At 29.2% G+C, this 23,300-nt stretch carries 24 protein-coding genes and 1 pseudogene; 15 read left to right on the forward strand and 10 right to left on the reverse strand.

Annotated features, from left to right (window positions below; translation table 11 throughout):
* The first annotated feature begins 41 nt into the window (after nucleotides 1–41).
* Genes L8X36_RS00990 through L8X36_RS01005 form a run of 4 tightly spaced genes read left to right on the forward strand, consistent with a single transcriptional unit; the run spans nucleotide 42 to nucleotide 3,350 of the window.
* The gene (locus tag L8X36_RS00990; RefSeq protein WP_263682181.1) at nucleotides 42–1,019 is read left to right on the forward strand and encodes an agmatine deiminase family protein; all 978 of its coding nucleotides are present in this window, start codon (nucleotides 42–44) and stop codon (nucleotides 1,017–1,019) included.
* Nucleotides 1,016–1,930: a cation diffusion facilitator family transporter gene (locus tag L8X36_RS00995; protein WP_263682182.1), complete on the forward strand. Its 915-nt coding sequence runs from the start codon at nucleotides 1,016–1,018 to the stop codon at nucleotides 1,928–1,930. The genes L8X36_RS00990 and L8X36_RS00995 overlap by 4 nt, the downstream gene beginning before the upstream one ends.
* A complete protein-coding gene (locus L8X36_RS01000; protein WP_039618419.1) occupies nucleotides 1,899–2,771 on the forward strand; it encodes an N-carbamoylputrescine amidohydrolase in 873 nt (290 codons plus the stop codon). The genes L8X36_RS00995 and L8X36_RS01000 overlap by 32 nt, the downstream gene beginning before the upstream one ends.
* Nucleotides 2,772–2,783: 12 nt before the next feature.
* Entirely contained in the window at nucleotides 2,784–3,350 is a 567-nt protein-coding gene (locus tag L8X36_RS01005) for a DJ-1 family glyoxalase III (protein ID WP_263682183.1), read from the forward strand.
* 23 nt (nucleotides 3,351–3,373) lie between these two features.
* Here L8X36_RS01005 and L8X36_RS01010 read toward each other — a convergent pair whose 3' ends face one another.
* A complete protein-coding gene (locus L8X36_RS01010) occupies nucleotides 3,374–3,613 on the reverse strand; it encodes a SelT/SelW/SelH family (seleno)protein (RefSeq protein WP_255349556.1) in 240 nt (79 codons plus the stop codon).
* Between the two features lie 103 nt (nucleotides 3,614–3,716).
* Here L8X36_RS01010 and dnaE point away from each other — a divergent pair, with 103 nt between their 5' ends.
* The 4 genes from dnaE (at nucleotide 3,717) to L8X36_RS01030 (ending at nucleotide 8,859) form a co-directional block, all read left to right on the forward strand.
* Entirely contained in the window at nucleotides 3,717–7,310 is a 3,594-nt protein-coding gene (gene dnaE, locus L8X36_RS01015) for a DNA polymerase III subunit alpha (RefSeq protein WP_263682184.1), read from the forward strand.
* Nucleotides 7,311–7,377: 67 nt separating this feature from the next.
* On the forward strand, nucleotides 7,378–7,806 hold the full coding sequence (locus L8X36_RS01020) for a hypothetical protein (protein ID WP_263682185.1): 429 nt from the start codon (nucleotides 7,378–7,380) through the stop codon (nucleotides 7,804–7,806).
* Between the two features lie 9 nt (nucleotides 7,807–7,815).
* Complete coding sequence (locus L8X36_RS01025) at nucleotides 7,816–8,643, forward strand: SIR2 family NAD-dependent protein deacylase (protein ID WP_263682186.1); 828 nt, start codon at nucleotides 7,816–7,818, stop codon at nucleotides 8,641–8,643.
* 27 nt (nucleotides 8,644–8,670) lie between these two features.
* Entirely contained in the window at nucleotides 8,671–8,859 is a 189-nt protein-coding gene (locus L8X36_RS01030; protein WP_263682187.1) for a DUF262 domain-containing protein, read from the forward strand.
* Nucleotides 8,860–8,880: 21 nt separating this feature from the next.
* Here the strand turns inward: L8X36_RS01030 and L8X36_RS01035 are convergent, their stop codons facing one another.
* Nucleotides 8,881–9,177 (reverse strand): hypothetical protein, encoded by a 297-nt coding sequence (locus L8X36_RS01035; RefSeq protein WP_263682188.1) that lies wholly within the window; start codon nucleotides 9,175–9,177, stop codon nucleotides 8,881–8,883.
* Between the two features lie 97 nt (nucleotides 9,178–9,274).
* Here L8X36_RS01035 and L8X36_RS01040 point away from each other — a divergent pair, with 97 nt between their 5' ends.
* From L8X36_RS01040 to L8X36_RS01055, 4 genes are read left to right on the forward strand one after another with little or no spacing between them, the layout of a single operon-like run.
* Nucleotides 9,275–10,924, forward strand: a complete 1,650-nt coding sequence (locus tag L8X36_RS01040; RefSeq protein ID WP_263682189.1) for a WG repeat-containing protein — start codon at nucleotides 9,275–9,277, stop codon at nucleotides 10,922–10,924.
* Between the two features lie 9 nt (nucleotides 10,925–10,933).
* Complete coding sequence (locus L8X36_RS01045) at nucleotides 10,934–11,284, forward strand: hypothetical protein (protein WP_263682190.1); 351 nt, start codon at nucleotides 10,934–10,936, stop codon at nucleotides 11,282–11,284.
* 2 nt (nucleotides 11,285–11,286) lie between these two features.
* Nucleotides 11,287–12,465: a PD-(D/E)XK nuclease family protein gene (locus L8X36_RS01050; RefSeq protein WP_263682191.1), complete on the forward strand. Its 1,179-nt coding sequence runs from the start codon at nucleotides 11,287–11,289 to the stop codon at nucleotides 12,463–12,465.
* Complete coding sequence (locus tag L8X36_RS01055) at nucleotides 12,452–12,784, forward strand: hypothetical protein (protein ID WP_115645612.1); 333 nt, start codon at nucleotides 12,452–12,454, stop codon at nucleotides 12,782–12,784. Before L8X36_RS01050 ends, L8X36_RS01055 begins: the two co-directional genes overlap by 14 nt.
* Before the next feature lie 209 nt (nucleotides 12,785–12,993).
* Here L8X36_RS01055 and L8X36_RS01060 read toward each other — a convergent pair whose 3' ends face one another.
* The 6 genes from L8X36_RS01060 to L8X36_RS01085 all read right to left on the reverse strand — a co-directional run bounded on the left by L8X36_RS01060 (nucleotide 12,994) and on the right by L8X36_RS01085 (nucleotide 18,843).
* Nucleotides 12,994–13,155, reverse strand: a complete 162-nt coding sequence (locus tag L8X36_RS01060; protein ID WP_233431001.1) for a DUF2779 domain-containing protein — start codon at nucleotides 13,153–13,155, stop codon at nucleotides 12,994–12,996.
* A gap of 14 nt (nucleotides 13,156–13,169) precedes the next feature.
* The gene (locus tag L8X36_RS01065) at nucleotides 13,170–14,093 is read right to left on the reverse strand and encodes a WG repeat-containing protein (RefSeq protein WP_263682192.1); all 924 of its coding nucleotides are present in this window, start codon (nucleotides 14,091–14,093) and stop codon (nucleotides 13,170–13,172) included.
* 127 nt (nucleotides 14,094–14,220) lie between these two features.
* Nucleotides 14,221–15,702 (reverse strand): DUF2779 domain-containing protein, encoded by a 1,482-nt coding sequence (locus L8X36_RS01070; RefSeq protein ID WP_263682193.1) that lies wholly within the window; start codon nucleotides 15,700–15,702, stop codon nucleotides 14,221–14,223.
* A 164-nt stretch (nucleotides 15,703–15,866) separates the two neighbouring features.
* Complete coding sequence (locus L8X36_RS01075) at nucleotides 15,867–17,789, reverse strand: AAA family ATPase (protein ID WP_263682194.1); 1,923 nt, start codon at nucleotides 17,787–17,789, stop codon at nucleotides 15,867–15,869.
* A 272-nt stretch (nucleotides 17,790–18,061) separates the two neighbouring features.
* Nucleotides 18,062–18,298 (reverse strand): agmatine deiminase family protein, encoded by a 237-nt coding sequence (locus tag L8X36_RS01080; protein WP_263682195.1) that lies wholly within the window; start codon nucleotides 18,296–18,298, stop codon nucleotides 18,062–18,064.
* A complete protein-coding gene (locus L8X36_RS01085; RefSeq protein ID WP_263682196.1) occupies nucleotides 18,295–18,843 on the reverse strand; it encodes a hypothetical protein in 549 nt (182 codons plus the stop codon). The genes L8X36_RS01080 and L8X36_RS01085 overlap by 4 nt, the downstream gene beginning before the upstream one ends.
* Nucleotides 18,844–18,954: 111 nt before the next feature.
* Between L8X36_RS01085 and L8X36_RS08075 the strand changes: the two are divergent.
* Nucleotides 18,955–19,367, forward strand: a pseudogene (locus L8X36_RS08075) (PD-(D/E)XK nuclease family protein); the annotation flags it as partial.
* Between the two features lie 93 nt (nucleotides 19,368–19,460).
* Here L8X36_RS08075 and L8X36_RS01095 read toward each other — a convergent pair.
* Nucleotides 19,461–20,204, reverse strand: a complete 744-nt coding sequence (locus L8X36_RS01095) for a hypothetical protein (RefSeq protein ID WP_263682198.1) — start codon at nucleotides 20,202–20,204, stop codon at nucleotides 19,461–19,463.
* Between the two features lie 14 nt (nucleotides 20,205–20,218).
* The gene (locus L8X36_RS01100; protein WP_139452529.1) at nucleotides 20,219–20,866 is read right to left on the reverse strand and encodes a S24 family peptidase; all 648 of its coding nucleotides are present in this window, start codon (nucleotides 20,864–20,866) and stop codon (nucleotides 20,219–20,221) included.
* A gap of 150 nt (nucleotides 20,867–21,016) precedes the next feature.
* Between L8X36_RS01100 and L8X36_RS01105 the strand changes: the two genes are divergently transcribed.
* Both L8X36_RS01105 and L8X36_RS01110 read left to right on the forward strand, forming a co-directional pair.
* Entirely contained in the window at nucleotides 21,017–21,217 is a 201-nt protein-coding gene (locus L8X36_RS01105) for a Mu phage-associated protein (RefSeq protein WP_039663976.1), read from the forward strand.
* A gap of 1 nt (nucleotide 21,218) precedes the next feature.
* Nucleotides 21,219–23,282, forward strand: a complete 2,064-nt coding sequence (locus tag L8X36_RS01110) for a DDE-type integrase/transposase/recombinase (protein ID WP_263682199.1) — start codon at nucleotides 21,219–21,221, stop codon at nucleotides 23,280–23,282.
* The last annotated feature ends 18 nt before the right edge of the window (nucleotides 23,283–23,300 follow it).

The raw sequence follows: 23,300 nt of genomic DNA on the forward strand, positions 1-23,300 counted from the left end.
AATGTTAAAATACTTTTTTAATTATCAAAAAGGGTATCAAAATGAGAAAAAGCATAGCAGAATGGCAAAAACAAGAGCTACTTTTACTTTCCTTGCCTCATGAAAATAGCGATTGGAAGCCTTATTTAGAAGAGATTTTACAAAGCTATGAAGAATTTATTAAAGCTGTGGCAAATTTTCAAAAAGTTTTACTTATAGCGCCAAGTGAAAAAGACTTTCAAAGATTTAAGCATATAAAAAACGTTGATTTTTTTAAGTGTGATACTAATGATACTTGGATTAGAGATTTTGGTGCAATTGATGTGCTTGAAGATGATAAAACTATAGGGCTTGATTTTATTTTTAATGCTTGGGGTGATAAATTTCAAAGCACTTTAGATAATGCGGTAAATTCAAAACTTTTTGCGCAAAAATTATCTGGAAAATTAGAAAAAATTGATTTTATCTTAGAAGGTGGGAGTATTGATTTTAATGGGCAAGGAGTAATGCTTACAACGAGTGCTTGTTTGTTAAATGAAAATAGAAATTCCCATTTAAATAAAGAGCAAATTGAAGCTAAGTTAAAAGAAATTTTTGGCTTAAAACAAATTGTATGGTTAAATCATGGTTATATAAAAGGTGATGATACTGATCATCATATAGATACTCTAGCAAGATTTATCAATGAAAAAACCATTGCTTATTGTGTGTGTAAAGATGAAAATGATGAGCATTATAAGCCCTTAAAAGCTATGGAGGGAGAACTTAAAAAAACAGGGTTTGATTTATTAGAACTTCCTTTGCCTAAGCCTTTGTATTTTGAAGGTAAAAGGCTTGGTGCTACTTATGCAAATTTTGTTTTTGTTAATGGTGGCTTGATAGTGCCAACTTATAATGATGAAAACGATGCTTTGGTATTAGAAAATTTACAAAAAGCATGCAAAGATAGAAAAGTAGTAGGGGTTGATGCAAGAGTGTTTTTAAGACAAAATGGTTCTTTGCATTGTTCTTGTCAAAACCGCTATGAAGGTCAAAGATGAATTTGCAAAAAAGCGCAACTATCATCGCAAGTGTATGTGCTATTTTTTTAGCTATTGTTAAATTTATAGTAGGTTTAGCTTCGGGTTCTGTTGCGGTGCTTTCTAGTGCGATTGATTCTTTACTTGATTGTGTGATTTCGGGTTTAAATTTTTTAGCTTTGAAAAAAAGCTCTCAAGGATCTAGTAAAGAATATAATTTTGGCCTTAGTAAAATTGAAGCCTTAATGGGGCTTTTTGAAGGTCTTGTTATTAGCGGGATTGGGGTTTATATTTTTTATGAGAGTGTTTTGAAAATTCACAATCAAGAAAGTGTAGAAAAACTTGATCTTGGAATTTATGTCATGGCTTTTGCTATGGCTGTAACTTTGTATTTGGTGGTTTTTTTAAATTATGTTGCTAAAAAAACAAAAAGCTTGATTATAAAAGCTGATAGCTTGCACTATAAAATAGACTTTTTAACTAATGCTCTAACGCTTTTAGCACTTGTGATTATAGCTTTTACAAATTATCATTTTATTGATGGATTATTTGGTATAGCTATAAGTTTATATACGATTTTTTCAGCTTTTAAAATCATCAAAGAAAGTTCTAAAATTTTATTAGATGTGGCAATTGATAAAGAACAAGTTGAAGTGATTAAACAAATTATAAGTGCAAATAAAGAAGTCAAAAGCTTTCATCATTTAAAAACTAGAAAAAGTCCTGATATACTTTATGTTAGTGTGCATTTAGTTTTTGAACCTACAATATCACTTTTAAAAGCTCATAAAATCGGTGATGAGATTGAAGATAGTATAAGGGAGCATTTTAAAGATGATTTTTGGAATATCCATATACACTTAGACCCTTATGATGATTCAGAAGAAGAAAGGAGTAAAAATGAAATTAGCACTCATACAGCAAGAATTTAAACAAAATAAAGAAAAAACTATAGAAAAAACATGCGAACTTATCAAGCAAGCAGCAAAGGAAAAGGCTGAGCTTGTATGCTTGCAAGAGCTTCATCAAACGCAGTATTTTTGTCAAAGTGAAAATACAGACTTTTTTGATTTGGCAAATGACTATGAAGAAGATGTTAAGTTTTGGTCTAATGTAGCTAGGGAAAATAATGTTGTTTTGGTAACTTCTTTATTTGAAAAAAGAAGCGCAGGGCTTTATCATAATACTAGTGTGGTATTTGAAAAAGATGGCTCCATAGCAGGTAAATACCGCAAAATGCATATTCCTGATGATCCTTGTTTTTATGAAAAATTTTATTTTACTCCAGGTGATTTGGGTTTTGAACCTATACAAACAAGTGTTGGAAAACTTGGGGTTTTAATATGTTGGGATCAATGGTATCCTGAAGCTGCTAGGTTAATGGCTTTAAAGGGAGCTCAAATTTTGATTTATCCTACTGCTATAGGTTGGTTTGATAAGGATGAAAAAGAAGAAAAACAAAGACAACTTGAAGCTTGGATAGGTGTGCAAAGAGGCCATGCTATAGCTAATGGCTTACCTGTAGTAGCTATTAATAGAGTGGGTTTTGAAAAAGATGAAAGCGGTGTGGAAGATGGCATAAGATTTTGGGGAAATTCTTTTGTTTTTGGGGCTCAAGGTGAAGAGCTTTTTAGAGCCGATGATAAACAAGAGCTTTGTAAAATCGTTGAAATTGACATGCAAAGATGTGAAAATGTACGCAGATGGTGGCCGTTTTTACGCGATAGACGCATAGAGTATTTTCATGAATTAAATAAAAGATTTATTGACTAAAAGGAGAAAAAAATGAAAAAAGTTTTAGTGCCTTTGGCAAAAGGTTTTGAAGAGGCTGAATTTATAGGTATAGCTGATGTTTTAAAAAGAGCAGGGGAGACTAGTGGGAATTTAGAAGTAATTATTGCTTCGCTTGATGATGAGCTTTTGGTACAAGGAGCTAATGGAATTTGCATAAGGGCTGATGTGAGTTTAGCTAGTGTTGATCAAGAAAATTTAGACGCAATTGCTTTAGCAGGTGGCTTTGAAGGTATGATGAATTTAAAAAACAATTCTCTTATCATAAAAATCATACAAGATTTACATGCTAAGAAAAAAATCGTAGCAGCTATTTGTGCTTCACCTATGGTATTGGCAAAAGCAGGGGTGATAAATGGGGAGTTTTCTTGCTATCCTGGTTGTGAAGTAGGTATTGAAGGTGTAAGAGTAAATAAAGCGGTTGTAGTAAATGAAAATGTCATCACAGCAGCTGGACCTGCTACGGCTATTTTGTTTGGTTTAGAGCTTGCTAAGCATTTATGCTCAGAAGAAATTTATCAAAAACTTTATGAAGGTATGCTTGTTCCTTTAACAAAATAAACCCTCGCTAATGAGGGTTTAGCTTACATTTGTTTCATAAGCTTAGTGATTTCACCCTCATGAGGAAATCTATCTACTTCGCAGTTAAACAAGTCTTTTTTAGAGTAAATGATTTTGCCATCTACTTCTACTATAAAATGACCACCACCTTTTTCTATGGTAGAAATTTGCACATCTTTGAATTCATTTTGTATTTCTTCTGCAACCCTTGCAGCTTGTGGTTTGTAATTTCAAAGATTACAATAATAAATTTTTACTTCCATTTTTTACTCCTTTTTTGAAAGTAAGTTATTATACATTTTTTATGCTTGTAAGTTTTAAATTTAAGGTTTTTTTTTATAATAATAAAAAAATACAAGGGAAAATATGAGCCAATTTACACATTTACATTTACACACAGAATATTCTTTACTTGATGGAGCAAATAAACTCAAAGAGCTTGCTAAAACGCTAAAAGCGCAAGGTGCAACAAGTGTTGCTATGACTGATCATGGAAATATGTTTGGGGCTATTGATTTTTATAAAACGATGAGGGCTGAGGGGATTAAACCTATCATAGGGCTTGAAGCGTATTTGCATAATCATGATGATTTAAGTGATAAAAGCTCAAGACAACGCTTTCATATTTGTTTATTTGCTAAAAATGAAATTGGCTATAAAAATTTGATGTATTTAAGCTCGCAAAGTTATATACATGGTTTGTATTATTACCCAAGGATTAACAAAAAGCTATTAGAAGCACATAGTGAGGGTTTAATTTGCTCTTCTGCGTGTTTGCAAGGTGAGGTTAATTGGCATTTAAATACCAAAAATGAAAGAAATTTAAAATTTGGCGCAAAAGGTTATGAAGGCGCAAAAGAAGCTGCGCTTTGGTATAAAAATGTTTTTGGAGATGATTTTTACCTTGAGATTATGCGTCATGGTATTGATGATCAAAAATTTATCGATGATTCTATCATCAAACTTGCTAAAGAGCTTGATATAAAAATCATCGCAACCAATGATACGCATTATACTTTTAAAGAAAGAGCAGCCGCACATGAAGTATTTATGTGTATAGCTATGGGGGTTAAGCTTGATGATCCAGGGCGTTTAAGACATGAAGTACATGAGTTTTATGTAAAAACACCAGAACAAATGAGCGAGCTTTTTGCTGATATTCCTGAAGCTATTGAAAATACTCAAGAAATAGCTAATAAATGCAATCTAGAATTAAAACTAGGCGATCCTACCCCACCAAATTTTAAATTTACCCGTGAATATGCAAAAAAATATGGCTTAAGTTTAAGTCAAGAAGATCAAGAATTTAGCTTTGATAATGATGATATAGTTTTTGAGTATCTTTGTAAAAAGGGCTTAGAAGAAAGACTTCAATTTATCGACGAGAGTAAACACCAAGAGTATAAAGATAGACTTGATTTAGAAATTAGTATTATTAAAAATATGAAATTTTCAGGTTATATGTTAATCGTTCATGATTTTATCGCTGCAGCTAAGGAAAAAGATATACCAGTTGGCCCAGGGCGTGGGAGTGCTGCAGGGAGTTTGGTTTCGTATTGTTTGAAAATTACAGATTTAGATCCTATACCTTATAATCTTCTTTTTGAGAGATTTTTAAATCCTGAGCGTGTATCAATGCCCGATATTGACGTGGATTTTTGTCAAGATAGAAGAGGGGAAGTGATTGATTATGTTATTGATAAATACGGAGCTGAAAAGGTTGCGCAAGTCATTACCTTTGGTAAGCTTTTAGCAAAGGGAGTAATCCGTGATGTGGCTAGGGTTTGTGATATGAGTATACCTGATGCGGATGCTTTAGCAAAATTAGTTCCTGAAGAGCTAAAAATCACTTTAGAAAAAGCTTATGAGCAAGAACCAAAAATCGCTGAATTTGTAAATTCTCATCCAAAAGGACGTCAAGTTTGGGATTTTGCTAAAGCATTAGAGGGTTTAAATAGAAATGCAGGTATGCACGCAGCCGGAGTTGTGATATCTAATGAAGCTTTGTGGAATAAAGCTCCTCTTTTTAGACAAAGCAAAAATGATGAGCGTCATTTGGTTACGCAGTATTCTAAAGAATATCTTGAAGATGTAGATTTAATCAAATTTGACTTTTTGGGTTTAAAAACTCTTACGGTAATTGATAATGCGATTAAGCTAGTAAAAAAGCGCTATGGTAAAGATGTAATTTGGGAAAAGATTGATATGAATGATCCTAAGGTTTATAAAACCATACAAAGTGGAAATACCTTGGGCATTTTCCAAATAGAATCAGGCGGTATGCAAAGTTTAAATGCTAGGTTAAAGCCTGAAAGATTTGAGGATTTAATCGCGGTTTTAGCTTTATATAGACCAGGCCCACTTGATAGTGGGATGGTGGATGATTTTATCGATATCAAGCATGGTAGAAAGGCTGCAACTTATGCATTTGAAGATTTAAAACCTATACTTGAAAATACTTATGGGGTTATAGTTTATCAAGAACAAGTTATGCAAATAGTGCAAAAAATCGGTGGTTTTTCTTTGGGTGGGGCTGATAATGTGCGCCGTGCTATGGGTAAGAAAAAAAGAGAAATTTTGGATAATCTTAAAGCAGAGTATCTAGAAGGGGCTAAAAAACAAGGCTATGATGAGAAAAAGGCTGATGATTTGTTTGAGCTTATTTTGAAATTTGCTGAATATGGTTTTAACAAATCTCACTCGGCTGCTTACGCACTTATAACCTTTCAAACAGCGTATTTAAAAACTTATTATCCAAGTGAGTTTATGGCTGCGCTTTTAACAAGTGAAGAAAGTAATGTAGATAAGGTCGCAAAATATATCGAAGAGATGAAAAGAATGAACATCAAGCTTTTGCCACCAAGTATCAATAAAGCCCAAAGAGAATTTAGTGCAACTAAGCTTGAAGATGGTTCTGAAGCTATTATTTATGGACTTGGAGCGATTAAAAGTGTGGGAATTCCTGCGATAGAAAATATCATGGCAATTCGTAAAGAAGAGGGCTTTAGTGATTTTGATGATTTTATAAGTTCGATTGATCCAACTAAGATTAACAAAAAAACCATAGAAAATTTAGCCAAATCAGGCGCTTTTGATGAGTTTGGCTATACTAGAAAATGTTTAGTGGATAATCTTGAGCTTATTTCAGAAACAAGTAGGAAAATTGCTGAAGTTAAAAGAAACTCCACTGCTTCACTTTTTGGAGAAGAAGAAATAGCTGCAGATATCAAAGTAGGGCTTCATGATAGCAAGGTAGAATTTGAACTAATGGAAAAACTAGGCTATGAAAAAGAAATCTTAGGAATTTATGTATCAGGCCATCCTTTAGATAAATTTGCAAGCCAAATAGAAGGCATAGAGTATTTTAAAAGTATGGACTTTGAAACACTCAAAGGCGAAGGTGAGCTTTTGGTTGTAGGAAAGATCGAAGATTTTAAATCGATGATGAGTAAAAGTGGTAAAAGATATGCTAAAGCTGTGGTTTTAGACTTTTATTCTACTTTTGATATGATTATTTTTGAAGCTCAAGTAGAAAAAGTTGAAGCGCTTTTTAAAGAAAACAAAGATGAAGCCTTTGCCTTTTTACTAAGATACAAAAACAACGACAATGACTTAAGCTTTAGTTTAAATGAAATTTATACTCTAGAAGAAGCAAAGGAAAATGAGCTAAAATCTTTTAGTAAGAAAAAAAGCTTTGCAAAAAAAGAAAATAAAGAAGAATTTACCCAAGAGCCTATGAAATTTGAAGAAAATATCATAGAACTTGATATTAACAAGCTTAGCAAAGATATGGTGTATGAAATTTATGATCTAGCTAATACAAGGCATAACCCAAAAGATACTAATAACAAAAAGCTTGTGCTAAAAGTACTTGATATGGGTAGTTGCTTGCTTTATCATACAAATTTTGTTCTCTCGCAAGAAGCTATGGATGTGATAGCTCAAAAATGTAAAGGTTAAAATATAGACACTAAAAGTCCATTTTATATAGTATAATTATATCAATACAATATAAAAAGGATAAAAAATGGCTTTAGCGGTTGAGACTATTCAAGATTATACCATCCAAAAAGGTAAAAAATCTTTTTGGATGTGTTTTAACATTCCAAATAATGATTTTCATGTCAATAAAACAAAACATAGTGATTTGTTTGACAAAGACAAGACAGATTATAAAGCTAGAGATGAATTTTTAGCTTTTATGAAAGAAAATTTTCCAAAAACAAAACTAACTATGGTATTTGATACGGCTCCGGTGGGGTATTTGTTGTATCCTTATTTGGGTAGTCTTGCTGTTGATTGTGAGGAAAATGATGAGGTTTATAAGGCTATAAACAAAAAATACGAAGATGAAAATTGCATGCCAAAATCCATGAATGCAGTTTTTTGGGAAATGAGCCTTGAAGTAGCTAAAGAACTACATGAGGCTAGGAAATTTGATTATGAAAATTTTTAAAGGTAAAAAATGCAAATACAAACTTATGTAAAAGAAGCTTTAGACAAAGCAGAGGTAATCATCATCACAGCTGGAGCTGGCATGGGAGTAGATAGTGGTTTGCCTGATTTTAGAGGAAAAGATGGTTTTTGGAGGGCTTATCCGCATTTGCAAAAACTAGACATAGACTTTGAACGCATGGCTAATCCTACAAATTTTTATACAAACGCACAGCTTGCTTGGGCTTTTTATGGACATAGATTTAAATTATACAAAGATACTAAGCCACATAAAGGTTATGAGATACTTTTAAAACTTGCAAAAAGCAAACAAGATTATTATGTCGTTACGACTAATGTAGATGGACATTTTAAAAAGGCTGGTTTTGATGAGAATAAAATTTATGAATTTCATGGAAATATAAATTACTTGCAATGTTTTAATTATGCATGCGGTGATTTGATCTGGCAAATGCAGGAGGAATTAGATATAGATATGGAAAATTTTAAAGCCTTATCTTTGCCAAAATGTCCTAGGTGTCAAGGTTTGGCAAGACCAAATATCTTGATGTTTAATGATGGTAGTTTTAATGATAGCCGTTATTTCTTACAAAAGCAAAGTTATAAAAACTGGCTTAAACCCTTAGAGGATAAAAATATCTTGCTTATAGAGCTTGGAGCTGGTAAGGCTGTACCTAGTATGCGTATGTTTGGCGAGGATTTTTGTAAAAAAAGCAAAGCTAGAACACTTTTAAGGATCAATCCAAATGAGTGTGATTTTCCAAAGTTTTTTAGAAATGGCATAGGGCTTAAGATGAAAGCTTTGGAAGCTTTGGAAATGATAGATAGCTTGATATAATAAGCTTAAAATTTAGAAAGGCTATAAATGAGTGGTGAAAATACAAAAGTAAAATCTTGCGTTGTAAGTTTGAAAGAGTTGGTGTGTGGTAAAGTAGATAGTAAAAATGATCAAAAAACAGATATATTTTTAAAAGAAGGTTTTTCTTTAAACATACCTGATTATCAACGCCCTTATGCTTGGGGTATAGAGCAAGTTAAAATTCTCTTGAAGTAATCAAAGATAAAGCCTTAGGCTTTATCTTTTCATAAATTTAGCAAGGACTTTATTTTTGCTTCTTATCTTACGAAAATACTCTTTTGATAAGATATCTTTTAAAATTTTAGCATTGTTATAGCTTAGCTTGGTTTTTCTTTGTATGTAAGAAATAGCTTTATTTGCTAAATTTTTCTCTCTTGATTTTTTTATCAAAGCCTTATCTAAAGTAGCTATCTTAGGCATGTTTTTGATAAATTCTAGATACTCTTCTTTGCTTTCAAAGGGAGAATCTTCAAAACTAAATGGAACCTGACTTGGTATTTTTTTCTTTTTCATTTTTTCCTCCATATTTTTAAAATGATATTCTAGCATAAAATATAGACAATCTTAGTCTATAAAATTCTAATATAATTTCATTTTACAAAGGAAAGTGATGAAAGAAGTTAGGATTGTTATCGATGATGAATTTGATCATGTAAGAGATTTTCAAAATGACTTTGCAGCGGTAAAAAAAGCTGGTAAGTATAGCTTTATAAATAAAAATGGAGAATTAATTTGTGATTTTTTATATGATGAGGTTTTAAATTTTAGTCAAAATTTAGCAGGTGTTATGATAAATGACAAATGGGGTTTTATAGATACTAAGGCTAAGGTGGTAGTGGATCTTGTATATGATGATGTTTGTAGTTTTTCAAATGATTATGCACTTTTGCGACAAGGAGATGAAAATATCATCATAGATACTCAAGCAAATATCATTTTAAAGACTGAATATGATGGCATTATAAGACTTAGTAATAGGCTTTTTAAGATCAAAAAAGGCGATGTGTTTGCATTGATCGACCAGAATGGAAATTTTTTAAGTGATTTTGAGTTTTTAAGTATAAAAAGACTAAATGAAAAATTATTTTTATGCAAGCAAAAGATCAATGGTAAGGTTAAATGCGGAGTTTTGAATGAATTTGCAAAGCTTGTTTTAGAGGCTAAATTTGATGATATTAGTTTGATAAATGATGAGTATTTGCTAGTGTTTGATGGGTTTTTGTATGGTTTGTTTGATGTAAATTTAAATTGTATTTTTGATCCTATGTATAAGGATGTGAAATTTATATCCAAAGATATGATCAAAGTCAGGGTAGGGACTAAATATACTTTAGTAGATAAAAACAAAAATGAGCTTAGTAAGAATAGTTTTGATTTTATGAAGATTATTGATGATGAGCTTGTTTTGTTTTTAGAAAATTCTAAATTTGGTTTCATGGATCAAAATGGGATGTTAATTTGTGAAGCTAAATTTGATGAAGTTGGAGAATTTGTTGGTGGATTAGCTTGTGTAAAGATAGCTAACAAATACGGCTTTATAGATAAAAATGCCAAAATCATTATCGATGTGATGTATGATGAGCTTAGGTTTTTTAGTGAGAATTTAGCAGCCTTTTGTGTAGAAGGAAAATGGGGTTTTATCAATACAAAAGGAAAAACCATCATAGAAGCAAAATACGATGATGTAAGTAACTTTAGCGAAGGTTTAGCTGTAGTAAAAAAAGATGGTAAATACGGCTATATTAATAAAAAAGGAAAAATCATCATAGAAGCAAAATACGATGAGGCAAATAGCTTTAGCGAAGGCATAGTAAGTGTAAAAAAAGACAATAGATATTTTTTGATCAATCAAAATGATGAGATACTTTGTGAGCATGAGTATGAGTATATGTCTTGTTTTAGCTGTGGTTTGGCATTAGTTTTAACAAGTGATGGTTTTATTTATGTGGATAAAAATGCAAATATTGTTATAAAAGAGCATTTTGATGAGGCGTTTGATTTTAAAGAAGGTTTAGCACAAGTTTGTATAGATAATCAATGGGGTTTTATTAACACAAATGGAGAATTTGTGCTTGATTTGCAGTTTGAAAATGTAAATGATTTGGGCAATGGAATTTATGAGCTTAGTAAAAACGGACATAAATTTTACTTAGAATACAACGGAAAAATAACCCTTAATCCTTTCTCTCAAAGACAAATTGCATGTATAAGTAAGGATATAGGCTGGAAAATTTTAAGGTTACTAGAGTTGAAAGAGTAAAGGAAAAATATGCGAGGAAATAATCTTAATGAAATGATAAGAATTTATGATAAATACATGTCTATTTATGGAGATAGCGATGTGTTTAGACTAGATGATGATGATTTGTTGTATGCAAGTGAAATTTTAAATAAAGGAGGATTTTTTTGTTATGATGAGAAAATAGTTGATAGAGAGTATGATTTGATGTGTTATTTTGCTGTGATATTTTTACCTAAAAATGATCTAGCAAAACACGCTATTAAAATTTTAGAAACTTTAGAGAAAAATAGAGTTGGAGAACACATGAAATTTTGGCTTTGTGATGATGAAAATTACGCTAAAATAAAAATTATTAGTTTATATATGGAAAGGAAATAAATATGGAAGATTTAAAAGATTTTCTTGATAAATTTGCTTCTTTTAAAAAAGAGCGTATGCAAGAAAGAAAAAGATTGGGCAAAAATGACTACAATCCTTTATTGAATGTTTTGCCTGCTCATGATGAGGTGAATTTGCATAGTGGAATTTTAAAATCTTTACTTGATCCTAGTGAGAATCATGAACAAGGAAAGTTATTTTTAGATTTATTTTTAAATGAGATAGGATTAAAAGAATGGTTTGGAGAAAGTGATGATGTAAAAGTCTTAAAAGAATATAAAAATATAGATATTTATATACATAATGGCACCAAACACATTATACTAGAAAATAAAATTGGTGCAGGAGATCAAAATAAGCAAATTGCTAGGTATATAGATACATTAAATAATGGAAAAAAGAAAGATATCGCGGTGATTTTTCTTACTCCATATGGCGATAGAGGTCCTAGTAAGAAAAGTTTAGATGAATGGGAGATAGAAAACACTAAAAACGGATTATTCTTAAAAAAAGGCGACGATAAAGTGCTATATAGACAAATTTCTTATGAAGTAGAAATTTTAACTTGGTTAAAAAAATCTCAAGAAAAGGTTAAAAATTTATGCAGTTTAAGTCAAGCTATAGAATTTTACAAAGATGCTATAAATAATGTCATAGGTAATGGTAGTGATATAATAAGCTTTTTAAAAGAAAAAAGTAAAAATTTTGACTCTAAATTACTTGAATTATTATTTCAAGATTTAATTAGTAAAGAATCAAAATTATTGCCAAAAATATCAATGTATGAAAGAGATTATATTATCAATAAGTTTTTAGAAGAAACTTGCAAAGATTTTAATGATTTTAGCATTGATAATGGCTCAAGCTATATTCAATTTATACTCAAACCAGAGAATTTAAGTAATAATGATGTGTATTTTGCTTTTGCTTGGTTTGATACCACAAATTCTAAAAATTGGAAAAATTTTGGAATCAGACTTATAGGTGATATATCACAAGGAGATAGAGAAAAAATTCAAGAGAAAATACCTAAATTTAACGGATACACTTTATCTAATTATATAGTTTTTGATGAAAAATCTACAGCAGAAACAATACGAGATTTTATTAAAAAAAATAAAGAAAAAATCAAAGAATTAAATGAAAAATTAAACGGAGTAAAAAACAATGAAAACACGTGATATTTTACTAGAAAAATGGAATGATTTTCATAAAAACTTATGTAGAGAATTTATCCATCATGAAGTTTTTAACAATTACAATGTAATAGAAGCTTTAAAAGAAAGTGAAAATTATCATTGTGAAGTAAAAACCATAGATGAAGAGATAGTACTAAATCCGCAAGCTAAAATTCATATTTTAAGTTTTAAGCTCAGTGATGATAGAAAACTAAAAATAATCAATCAGTTTTTAAAAAACAATAAATACACAGGATGTTATTATGATGTCTTTTATACAAATGAGGCAAATGTGTATGAGGTTTTAAAAATCGAATTTTAATCCATAGCTTTAAGCTATGGATTAAGCTTTTAAAATTTTTATCATGGTTAAATTTACAGCATTCTAGTAAGGCTTGATGGAGAGCTTTTTTTATTTTCACTTATATTTTGCATAGCTTCAAAACTTTGCATAGCTTCGCTTTTGTTATGGATTAAATTTAAATTTTTATAAGCTTGCTTTATATCAGGATTAAAGCTAGTAAAACTTTTTTATAAAACTTCCTTGCATTTTATAATGATTTTTATTAAAAAAGGTATCATAAGATCTTTGACATTTTTTTCTATATTTAACAAATGCTCGCAAAATTTAGGAAAAGCAAGTGCTAAATTTCTTATAACACCTTTTTCAAAGCTTGCATTATAAGCAAGCACGCAAACATTTTAAATTAATTTAGGTTTTTTAGTTTTAATTCTTCGCCTTTTTTAAGTAAAAATAAATTCGTATCAAATTTTAATATCTCACTATAACAACAATTTTCATCTACATCTTCAAAACCTATGTAATCATATCCAACACCCTTAATAAGATCCAAGACAACATCATACTCTGTTTCTATAACCAAATTTCCTTGTTTATCTATAAAGCCATATTCTTCATTAAGCACAACTATAGCTAAACCTTCGCTAAAATCCCAAGCATAATCATACTTTGCTTCTATAACCAAATTTCCTTGCTTATCTATAAAGCCCCATTTTCCATTAAGCTTAACTCTGGCTAAACCTTCGCTAAAATCCCAAATATCACCATATTTTGCTTCTATGATGAAATTTCCTTTTTTATCTATAAAACCCCATTTTCCATTAAGCTTAACTCTGGCTAAACCTTCGCTAAAATCCCAAATATCACCATATTTTGCTTCTATGATGAAATTTCCTTTTTTATCTATAAAACCCCATTTTCCATTAAGCTCAACTTTAGCTAAACCTTCGCTAAAACCCATAGCATAATCATACTTTGCTTCTATAACTAAATTTCCTTGTTTATCTATAAAGCCATATTTTTCATTAAGCACAACTATAGCTAAACCTTCGTTAAAATCATTAATAACATCATACTTTACTTCTATAACTAAATTTCCTTGTTTATCTATAAAGCCATATTTTGTTTTTGTGCTACAAAATCCATATAAATCATCATTTAAGCTATAAATACTTCCAGCTATTTTTTTTAGTATGTTTCCATTGATATCAAATAAGATCGAATCTTCTAAAAAACTTGCATAATACATTTCATCTTTTTTTATAACACCACAATTTGTTATTTTTTTGTTAGCAAGATTTTTATCTAGTTTTAAAAGTGTTGTTTTCATGTGTTTTCCTTTTTAATTGATATAGTTATTATTATAATATATTTTTATAGACTACTGCTGTCTAGTTTGATAATTTTTGCTTAGAGATTGATATAAAAACTCTAAGCAGTAACTTTTAATATAGTTATTATTTTACAAGCTCTTCTAAATGTTTTAAAATTTTTACCATGGCTAAAGTATCAAGTTTGCAGTATTCTAGTAAGGCTTGGCGGTAAGCTTTTCTTTCGTTTTCATCCATATTTTGCATAGTTTCAAAACTTTTCATAGCTTCGCTTCCATTCTGGATTAAACCTAAATTTTTATAAGCTTGCTCCATATCAGGGATCAGAGCTGGTAAAACTTTTTTTATAGAATAACTCCCTTGCATTTTATAATGATAAAAATCTTTATTTTGAAAAGGTATCATAAGATCTTTGATGTTTTTTTCTATATTTAACAAATGCTCGCTAAATTCAGGAAAAGCAAGTGCTAAATTCCTTATTACACCTTTTTCAAAACTTGCATTATAAGCAAGTACGCAAACATCTTTTGGTATATCATTGATCAAATTTCTTACAAGTTCATATCTTGGATCGATCCCACATTCGCTTAAAAATTCTTTATGTTCTAACTTGTCTTTATAGTCTATATGTAAAGAGTATTGAAAAGGAATTTGCATATAAGGTTTTATGCCTTTAAAATCAGGCACAGCTTGCATAAAAGTTTCAAAATCTAAATGGTATATAGGATAAGTTAGGATACTTAAGAAATTTTTGATATTTTCTTTGTTTATATAGATTTCTTTATTAAGTGAAGCTTTGATTTGGATTTGTTGATTTTCATTAAAGATAGATAGATCTTTTATATCTTTAAAATTTATTATATTTTTTTGATAGAGTTCAAATTTTTTATTTGCATTAAGCCTTGAAATGTTAAAAACATTCTCGTTTTCACATAAATTTCTTTGCTTAACCCAACAATACTCATATCCATCGCACTCATAAGGATCAAAACAATGTGTTCCTATGTCTATATTTGGCTCTTCTTTTTTACTTAAAATTTCTTCAAAGTATTTTAAATTTTCTTTAACTTGGTTTTGATTTAATAAAACTTCTTTTGTGATATCATTGATCTTAAAAAGTTGATTTATATCAAGAAAATCACCTCTATAGTATTCATTGTTTAAATGTATCAGGTTAACTTGTTTGATTTTATAATTTAAATTTGATAAAACATAATACTGCAAAGCACAATCATCTATATAAACATCTTTTAAAGATGTAGAGCTTTTTACTTCATTTACGATCAAACCGTCTTTGGTATTTTGTAAAATATCTATCATGATCAAAATACCATCGTAGCAAAAAGTAGCTTCGCAAATCACTTCTTGATTATTTTCTAATAGTTTTCTAGTTTGTTCGCATTTTTCATCAAAAGAACTACCTTCAAACTCTATCTTTACTCCATTTGGAAAAAGCTCACAGGCTAACTCGCCTACCTTGTTACCGGTGCTAAATTTAGCTAAAGCGTTTTCATCTGCCATACTTAATACTTCATTTTTGTAAGTTTTAAGCCATAAAGACTTAGTACATTGTGTGCCTCTTGTGTATCTTGATTTTGAAAAAAACATTATTTACCCTTCTTTGTTGTTTTATGTTTTTTTAGTTCTTTAACTTTTTTATCTGTACCAATTTTTAAAATATTATTTTTTATATATTTTTTAAATTATTATAATTTTAATTATAATATATTTTTATAGACTATTGATGTCTATAATTGATAATTCTAACATTATCATAAAAATCCCATGTTGATTTTTTCATCATCTGATTTGAGTTTTGATTCTTTTTCTAATTTTTCTAAAAACTCATCGGCGTTTTTGATTTTAAAAATTTTATTTTGTCTAAGGATTAGCGCAAAATCGCCCAAACAAATATTTTGAAGTTTTAAAAGCCTTTTTGCAATTTGTTTTTTATCAAAGCTTAAATTTAATTCTTTAGCAAAAAATTCAAAAGCCTTTAAAAGTTTTTCTTGCTTCAGTGCTTGAAATTCTATCTTTAGATCAAATCTTCTTATGCTAGCTTTATCAAGGCTTTGTAGGTAGTTTGTAGAAGCTATGAAAATACCCTCAAAATTTTCCATTTGCATAAGCATTTCATTAATTAAGCTTTTTTCCCAGCTTTTATTTGCTTCATCTCTACTATAAATTAACGCATCGATCTCATCAAGTTGTAAGATAGCATTATCATTAGAAGCTTTTTTGAAAATGTTTGCGATATTTTTTTCATTATTGCCCACAAAAGGATCTAAAATATCACTAAGTTTATAAGAATGTAAAGTTTTGTTTAAAACATTAGCTAGTTCTTTACCAAACTCGCTTTTTCCACTACCTGCTATGCCATAGCTTAAAATTCTCAAACTTGAATTTTTATCGATATTGTTTATTAGTTCTTGTAAATTTAAATCACATTCTATCAAGCTTAAATCGTATTTTTTGTCTTTTTTTGGCATTGAAATGCTCTGAAGTGATCTTGCTTTTAGATTTTCGTTGATCAATCTTACAAATACTTCTTGACTTTTGCTTTTAAAGATCTTAGCATTATTTGCACATTTTAAAATAACCCCTTGAGAAAGTTCAGGATGAGAAGCTATATTTTCTATAATGGCTTCATCTATTTTTATATTTTTTTTATTAAATAGCTTTTTTATATTTTGAATTTTCTTTTCTTTAGGCATACTTTCAAGCTCTAAAATCACATCAAAACGCCTCAAATACGCCTCATCCATGTCTTTAGAATTTGATAAAAATACACAAATGCCATTTTCTTCATCTAAGATTTTGTTGATTTTTAATTTCTCTTTTAAAGAATCATAGCAAAGACTATCCTCGCACTCATCAAAGACTATCATTTGTTTTTTTGGATTGAGTATCTTTTTAAGTGCGTAAAAATTTGAAATTCTACTTGATTTTTTATCATTTTCGCAATCTTTAACACACAACGCTTCTTTACTAAGCTCTTTAGCTATGAGTGCGCTAAGTTCGTTTTTGCCTACGCCTGCTTTTCCATATATAAAAATATTTCCTTTTTGGCGTTTTTTTAAAAAAGTAATGATAGTATTTAATTCCTCTTGTATATAGTCAAAATCACTCAAATTTAGTCTAGTTTTAGGTAAAAAATACGAAAACTCACCCATAAGTGTAGTTTTGCTAATATCTTGAGTGAAAATGCTTTCAAAATTATTTACATCTATACCAAAGGCATCGCTATCATAATAGCACAAGGCATCTAGCTTAAAAAGCATAGAATCATCACTTAAGGCTTTATTGACATCTTTTGAAGTGTGGTTGAAAATTTTTTCTATGATCTTTTTGCCCAAAGCAGTGCTATAACCTTGGTGTAGGGCAAATCTACCTTTGTTTGCATAGTAAAAAAACGCAAACACATCACATTCTGCTTGAGTAAAATTTAAGTATTTTTTAAGATAACTTAGATTTTTCTTTAAAAAGCTAGGATAGATAAATTTGGAGTATTGTTTATAGATAAAGCTAGGGATTTTACTATCTTTTTCTAGTATTTCCTCAAATTCGCTGTAAAAATCTTTTTTGATTTGTTTGCTATTTGAGAGCATTTGTGCGTGTAGTGAGATGACTTTTACATTATGTGAGTAGTAATCAAAATCCGCAATGTGAGTAAGAGTAGAAGTATTTGTTTGCATTATAAACCTTTAAACTAAGATATATAATGCAATTATAAACAAAATAACTAGACTTTGGTTGTCTAGTTATGAATAATTATTAATATCATTGCTATGTGTGTATCTATCATAAGCTAGTCTTGGTAAAAAGACTATGTATTTTAAATTTGGACTTTGTTTTAAAGTATGGATAATACTTTACTTGCTAAGTGTCGGGTTTTGGCTAAAAATTTTCTCACACATAAAGGCAATATCATGTTTTCTTATGAAATTACCTCCATCAAGGATTAAATTTAAGTGATTTTTAGAGGTTTTATAGTGGTTTTCAAATGCGGATAATTTCTAAGATAATCAGGATCATAAATATAACTTGTCGCTGTATTTTCATACACTAAAGGCATGAAATCTCTTAACCATATATCATTACTTGGAATTTCTTTAAAAGCGATGTTAAATTTGACAAAATTTCGCACAAGATTTTGATAAATTCTTTTATGTTTTGATGATAAAAGTGTAGAAATGGCTATCATTTATCGCTCTTTTGCATGCTTAAAACTAACAACTCATCATCATAAATAATGCCATATTGTAAGATATCTCCACAAAGCTTTAATTTGCCTTGTGAATTTTCATAATGCTTTATAGCTAGTTCTTTGAGCTTTTGCATGATTTGTGTTTTATCAAGATAGAGCATATCATTGCTAATAGGAAATTTAAGCACGCGTAAATGAGATAAAAACATCAAAGTATGCAAAGGCTCACTTCTGCGTTTAAAATTTGTTTTTATGATAGCTTTTGTTTCTTGTAATTTTATGTGTTTGTCTTTTAATAAAACATTTTGTTCTAAAATTGAATTTAAAATTTCTTTATCTAAAATAAAATCAAATTTTTGTATAAATTCCAAAGAGGAATTTATCATATCATAATGTCCTTTCAAAAGCCATTCTTGTATGCTTTCACATTCTAAAAACAAAGCTTTTGTTTTAGTAAATTTTTCTACATTGTTATAGCCAAATTTCTTTGCAAGTAAAGCCTCATCGGTGTGAGTTAGGATGTGTTTCATGGTTTGAAGCATTTTTAATCCTTTTTAAATGATTTGTAAAATGATAACTAAAAAAAGCAGACAATGGTAGTCTATATTTTTATAGTATAATTGTGAAAAATATTTTTAAGGAATAAAATGGAAATTAGCGAATTTATTGAAAAATTATTAAGGGCTAATGATAAATTTGAAGAAAATACCAAAAAAAGCATGAGTAATATAAATATTTTTGAAGCTCTGGGAGTTGAGTATAAAGAAAATTATCATTCTAAATTTATAGCTTATTTGATAGATCCACATGGTGATCATTATCAAGAGTTTTTTGCAAATGAGTTTTTAAAAAAGCTTGGAAGATACACAAAGGCTAAGAAATTTAAAATCTTACAGCCCATGACATAGAAAGCGTAGAAACAGAAGCTTGTGCTAAAGATAATAGAAGAATCGATATACTCATAAGTTTAAAAGATAAAAGATATATCATCATATAAAATAAACTTTATACAAAAGATCAACCAAATCAACTCAAAGACTACATAAAACACATAAAAGAAAATGTCGGCGGAAAAATAAAAATACACCTTAGAAAAATAAAAATACACTTTTTGGTGTAATTTTAATTTTCCACAAAGCTTAAACTTAAAATGTAATTATTATATTTCTTTTACTTTATTTTTCCAAAAATCAATAATTTTTTTATCAATTTTAGGATTTATTTCAGCTTCTTTTATTAAATCATTTATACAATCAATTCTTTTTTGCCTAGATTTAATGGTTTTTAGTTTCTTAGCGTCTTCATAATACTTAATACATTGATTTTCAAAAAGACTTACATCATAATTATCTTTTAAAAACTGAATGATACCAGCAATTAAACCATAAGCTTTAGGATGTCTTTCTTGTATTTTTTGTTCCATTTCTAATGCAAGTTTTCTTCTGCTTTCTGCAACATCTTTATTTTTTGATTTTAAAGCTATATCAACGCTTTCTTCTGCGATTTGAATAAATCTTAACACTTCTACATATTCATCTTGATCGTTTAAAAGCAAATTATGTAAAAATTTGCCTCGTTCATCTATAGAAAAGTTTTTATATTCTTCATATATTTCTTTATAAGAGTCTTCTATTTTTACTAAGTCTTTTTGTTCTTTTTTCTTTGCAAATTCCTCATTTATTGTTTGTGTTTTTTGTCTATATTTTTCATCAATTTTTTTACATTTTTGCTTATACTTATCCCAATCTTCTTTACTTTCTTGCTTGTATTTACACCATTCAAGTTTAAGATCACTCCAAGTTTCTTTCAGTGATTTATCTGGCATTCCTTTTATTCTTCTATATAAATAATTACATAAAAGAATAATAAAAATAATTATTAATATTAATAATACAACATTCATTTTAAATCCTTAAACTATATAATAGAACGCAGAACCTTGCCTTGTATAATTAACTCAATTTGTGAGTCTTTTAGGTCTATGCTGTAGCTTTTGTAATCCTTATTAACACTAATAATATCCAAAATTTTACTTATTGGATTTAATTGCAAAAGCTTGACCATAAGTTGATTATCAAAATTTAAAATATATAATCCATCTCCTTGATACTCATGTGTTTCTTCAAATACTACCCAGCTATCAGGTAGAAGCATCGGGACCATAGAATATCCATCAACTTTAATAGCTTTTAAATTCTTTGGTGTTGTTTTAAAAAAAGCTTTACTAAGCTCTAGCATTTCACCAGTTTCATATTCTTCTAATCCTATTAATTCATTGCCACCACCAGCAGAAGCTGAAATATTAAGTTTTGGTATAGAGTAAAAAGTGGCACTTTGGTTGCATTTGTTAGTATTATACTCATTTTTATTAGTATTATTTAAAAAATATTCATATGGTAAATTGCTATCTTGAGAAATTTTATAAATATATTTTTCAGGAATTTTACCTCTCTTCTCCCAGCCAGCTATAAAGCTATTTTCTATATTTAGATACTTTGCTAGTTGATTTTTATTTTTAACACCTATTGCTTCGAACATTTTTTGTAGTATATTTGAAACTTCCATAAAATTACAACCTCGATAAAAATACTATTAAAAATTAGTTTTTTTCTTGACTTATACTAACTTTTAATAGTATAATACTTCAATTAAAATTGAAATTTTATCACAATCAAAAATAAACTTCAATTAAAATTGAAGTATTAAAGGAAAAATATGATTAAAGCATATTTTGAAAACAACGCTATTAATGTAAAAGCCTTTGCTAGAACACATAATATCAGTTATGACATTTTACATAGAGTTATTAAAGGCGAAATTACAGGTCAAAGAAATACTAAAGGTAGTACAAAAGTTGTATTTGAAAAACTATTAGAGCTTGGTATTATTAACGAGCTTCCACAAGGTTTAAAGTAAAATGTATTTTTTAGAAACCAAAGAAGCTTCACAAATTTTTAATGTAAGTGAAGGCGCCTTAAGACTTGCAGTAACTAGAAGATCAAATAAATATGAGTGGTTGAAAGTAGATAATGCTAATGGTGGCAGAGGTGGCAAAAAACTACTATTTAAAATAAGTAAAGAGCAGATTTTAACCGCCTTTAACCAAGAATTAATCACTAATGATACTTTAATTTATGATGAAAAAATGCAAGAAGTTAAATTGAGTGGGATTATAAGTGAAAATAATACAAATTGTATTATTGAAGAGAAAAATTTAAATTTAACAGAGCCAAAAATAGACAATGATTTGGCTGTTTTAAATTTAAAATTTGAAAATTTAAGTGATAAGCTTAAAGAAGATGCGAGAAGCAAAGTAAAACTACTTAAACAAGTGGAAAAATATATTGAAGGTGGTTTAAAACAAAAAAGAGCCTTAGAAATATTAAATATTAAAAAAGATATTTTTATGAAATGGCAACAATCCTTCAAAGCTCATGGCATTCTAGGTCTTATCGACACTCGCGGACTTCACCGCAAAGATAAAACAAAACTTAGCACCTGGATACAAGAGTATGCTTTAAGAGAGTATCGCTCCTTTGCAGCAGGTGGCTTTAATTTCACTGAGCTTTGGTGGAAAATTCACAAAGAGGCAGCACAAAAAGAAAACTATGATTTTATAGGTTTTGATTTAGGAGAGGCAAAACCGCTTTTTAGTGTAAAAACCTTGCAAAACTTTATTAAAAACTACTATAAAGATAAACCATTAGAACATTGTATTATCACTCAGGGCTTAGATAAAGCAAAAAGTAAATTTCTACCTGCACTTGGCAATCAAAGAGAGCTTTATGATATGAAAAATATGTGCTGGCAAATCGATAGCTCTCCAGCTGATTTTATAGTTAGAGATGATGAAACTTTCGAGCCTTTCCGTCCTCATATTTTAAGTGTCGTTGATGTCTTTAGTGGTATGGGAGTAGCTACTTTAGTAAAAAAATCTAATTCATTAAGCTTAATACGCCTTTTATGGAAAGCTATAGATAAGTTTGGTAAGCCTGATATGATTAAAGGGGATAATGGTAAAGATTATCTTTCAAAAGATTTTCAAAGCTTACTTGATGGTCTTAATATAACTTACGATGCAGCTATTGCTTATGCGGGAGAACAAAAGGCTTTAGTTGAAAGAAGATTTGGAATACTTCAACATGCTGGTATTTCTTTATTTCATGGAGCAATAGGATCAAATTTAGCTAAAAGAGAAGCTATTGAGCAAAAAACTCCTAAAAAAGAACGACATGCTAAAGATGAATACGGTTTTACTAAAAAGACTAATCAAAAACTACTTCATACCTTTAATGAGGCTTGTGAATTTTTAGAAGCTGAAGTAATTAAATGGAATATGTCTAAAGTACGTCGTAAAAAAGGCGTTAAAACACCACTTGAACTTTGGAACTCATGTGATAGAGCTATAGTAAAAATATCTTATGAAGAATTTTTATTTAATGCAGGTAATAAGGAACTTAGAGTTGTTGGCAAAAAAGGTATTAACTTTGAAGGTAGAGTTTATAAAAGTGCTTTAATGCCAAGTGTTGGAACAAAGGTTAAATGTGTACAAAATATCGATAATATCAAAGAGCTTTTCATCTATGATATGATGGGAAAATTTATTTGCTTAGCACTTGATGAAAGTATCGCTAAACTTAGCAAAGAAAGCTTTAAAATACTTAAAAAAGGCTATGAAAGCGAAGTTAAAGCTATCAAAGAAGTGCTTAAAAAAGATGAAATTGCGGCCTTTACTAAACTTAATATTAAACAAGACTTACAAGATCTACAAGTTGCTTTTGAAAACTCACTTATAAAAGCTAAAGAAGTACAACAAAAATCACTTGCTAAAGAAAATTTAACAAAACAAAGAAAACTTGAAAAAATTAAAAACGATACCAGCGCTGATGAGCTTATTTTAAACTCTAAAAAAGAAACTACAAATAATGAAAGCGAATTTGACATGGAAGCTTTTATGGATAGAAAATATTTTGCTGGTTAAAAATTGTTTAAAGCTTGA

Source organism: Campylobacter sp. CNRCH_2014_0184h (genome assembly GCF_025772985.1).
Taxonomy (GTDB): Bacteria; Campylobacterota; Campylobacteria; order Campylobacterales; family Campylobacteraceae; genus Campylobacter_D.

Excerpts from the sequence above, each read along its gene's own strand:
- L8X36_RS00990 (WP_263682181.1), top strand. The coding sequence starts at position 42 with ATGAGAAAAAGCATAGCAGAATGGCAAAAACAAGAGCTACTTTTACTT.
- L8X36_RS00995 (WP_263682182.1), top strand. The coding sequence starts at position 1,016 with ATGAATTTGCAAAAAAGCGCAACTATCATCGCAAGTGTATGTGCTATT.
- L8X36_RS01000 (WP_039618419.1), top strand. The coding sequence starts at position 1,899 with ATGAAATTAGCACTCATACAGCAAGAATTTAAACAAAATAAAGAAAAA.
- L8X36_RS01005 (WP_263682183.1), top strand. The coding sequence starts at position 2,784 with ATGAAAAAAGTTTTAGTGCCTTTGGCAAAAGGTTTTGAAGAGGCTGAA.
- dnaE (WP_263682184.1), top strand. The coding sequence starts at position 3,717 with ATGAGCCAATTTACACATTTACATTTACACACAGAATATTCTTTACTT.
- L8X36_RS01020 (WP_263682185.1), top strand. The coding sequence starts at position 7,378 with ATGGCTTTAGCGGTTGAGACTATTCAAGATTATACCATCCAAAAAGGT.
- L8X36_RS01025 (WP_263682186.1), top strand. The coding sequence starts at position 7,816 with ATGCAAATACAAACTTATGTAAAAGAAGCTTTAGACAAAGCAGAGGTA.
- L8X36_RS01030 (WP_263682187.1), top strand. The coding sequence starts at position 8,671 with ATGAGTGGTGAAAATACAAAAGTAAAATCTTGCGTTGTAAGTTTGAAA.
- L8X36_RS01035 (WP_263682188.1), bottom strand. The coding sequence starts at position 9,177 with ATGAAAAAGAAAAAAATACCAAGTCAGGTTCCATTTAGTTTTGAAGAT.
- L8X36_RS01040 (WP_263682189.1), top strand. The coding sequence starts at position 9,275 with ATGAAAGAAGTTAGGATTGTTATCGATGATGAATTTGATCATGTAAGA.
- L8X36_RS01045 (WP_263682190.1), top strand. The coding sequence starts at position 10,934 with ATGCGAGGAAATAATCTTAATGAAATGATAAGAATTTATGATAAATAC.
- L8X36_RS01050 (WP_263682191.1), top strand. The coding sequence starts at position 11,287 with ATGGAAGATTTAAAAGATTTTCTTGATAAATTTGCTTCTTTTAAAAAA.
- L8X36_RS01055 (WP_115645612.1), top strand. The coding sequence starts at position 12,452 with ATGAAAACACGTGATATTTTACTAGAAAAATGGAATGATTTTCATAAA.
- L8X36_RS01065 (WP_263682192.1), bottom strand. The coding sequence starts at position 14,093 with ATGAAAACAACACTTTTAAAACTAGATAAAAATCTTGCTAACAAAAAA.
- L8X36_RS01070 (WP_263682193.1), bottom strand. The coding sequence starts at position 15,702 with ATGTTTTTTTCAAAATCAAGATACACAAGAGGCACACAATGTACTAAG.
- L8X36_RS01075 (WP_263682194.1), bottom strand. The coding sequence starts at position 17,789 with ATGCAAACAAATACTTCTACTCTTACTCACATTGCGGATTTTGATTAC.
- L8X36_RS01080 (WP_263682195.1), bottom strand. The coding sequence starts at position 18,298 with ATGATAGCCATTTCTACACTTTTATCATCAAAACATAAAAGAATTTAT.
- L8X36_RS01085 (WP_263682196.1), bottom strand. The coding sequence starts at position 18,843 with ATGCTTCAAACCATGAAACACATCCTAACTCACACCGATGAGGCTTTA.
- L8X36_RS01095 (WP_263682198.1), bottom strand. The coding sequence starts at position 20,204 with ATGAATGTTGTATTATTAATATTAATAATTATTTTTATTATTCTTTTA.
- L8X36_RS01100 (WP_139452529.1), bottom strand. The coding sequence starts at position 20,866 with ATGGAAGTTTCAAATATACTACAAAAAATGTTCGAAGCAATAGGTGTT.
- L8X36_RS01105 (WP_039663976.1), top strand. The coding sequence starts at position 21,017 with ATGATTAAAGCATATTTTGAAAACAACGCTATTAATGTAAAAGCCTTT.
- L8X36_RS01110 (WP_263682199.1), top strand. The coding sequence starts at position 21,219 with ATGTATTTTTTAGAAACCAAAGAAGCTTCACAAATTTTTAATGTAAGT.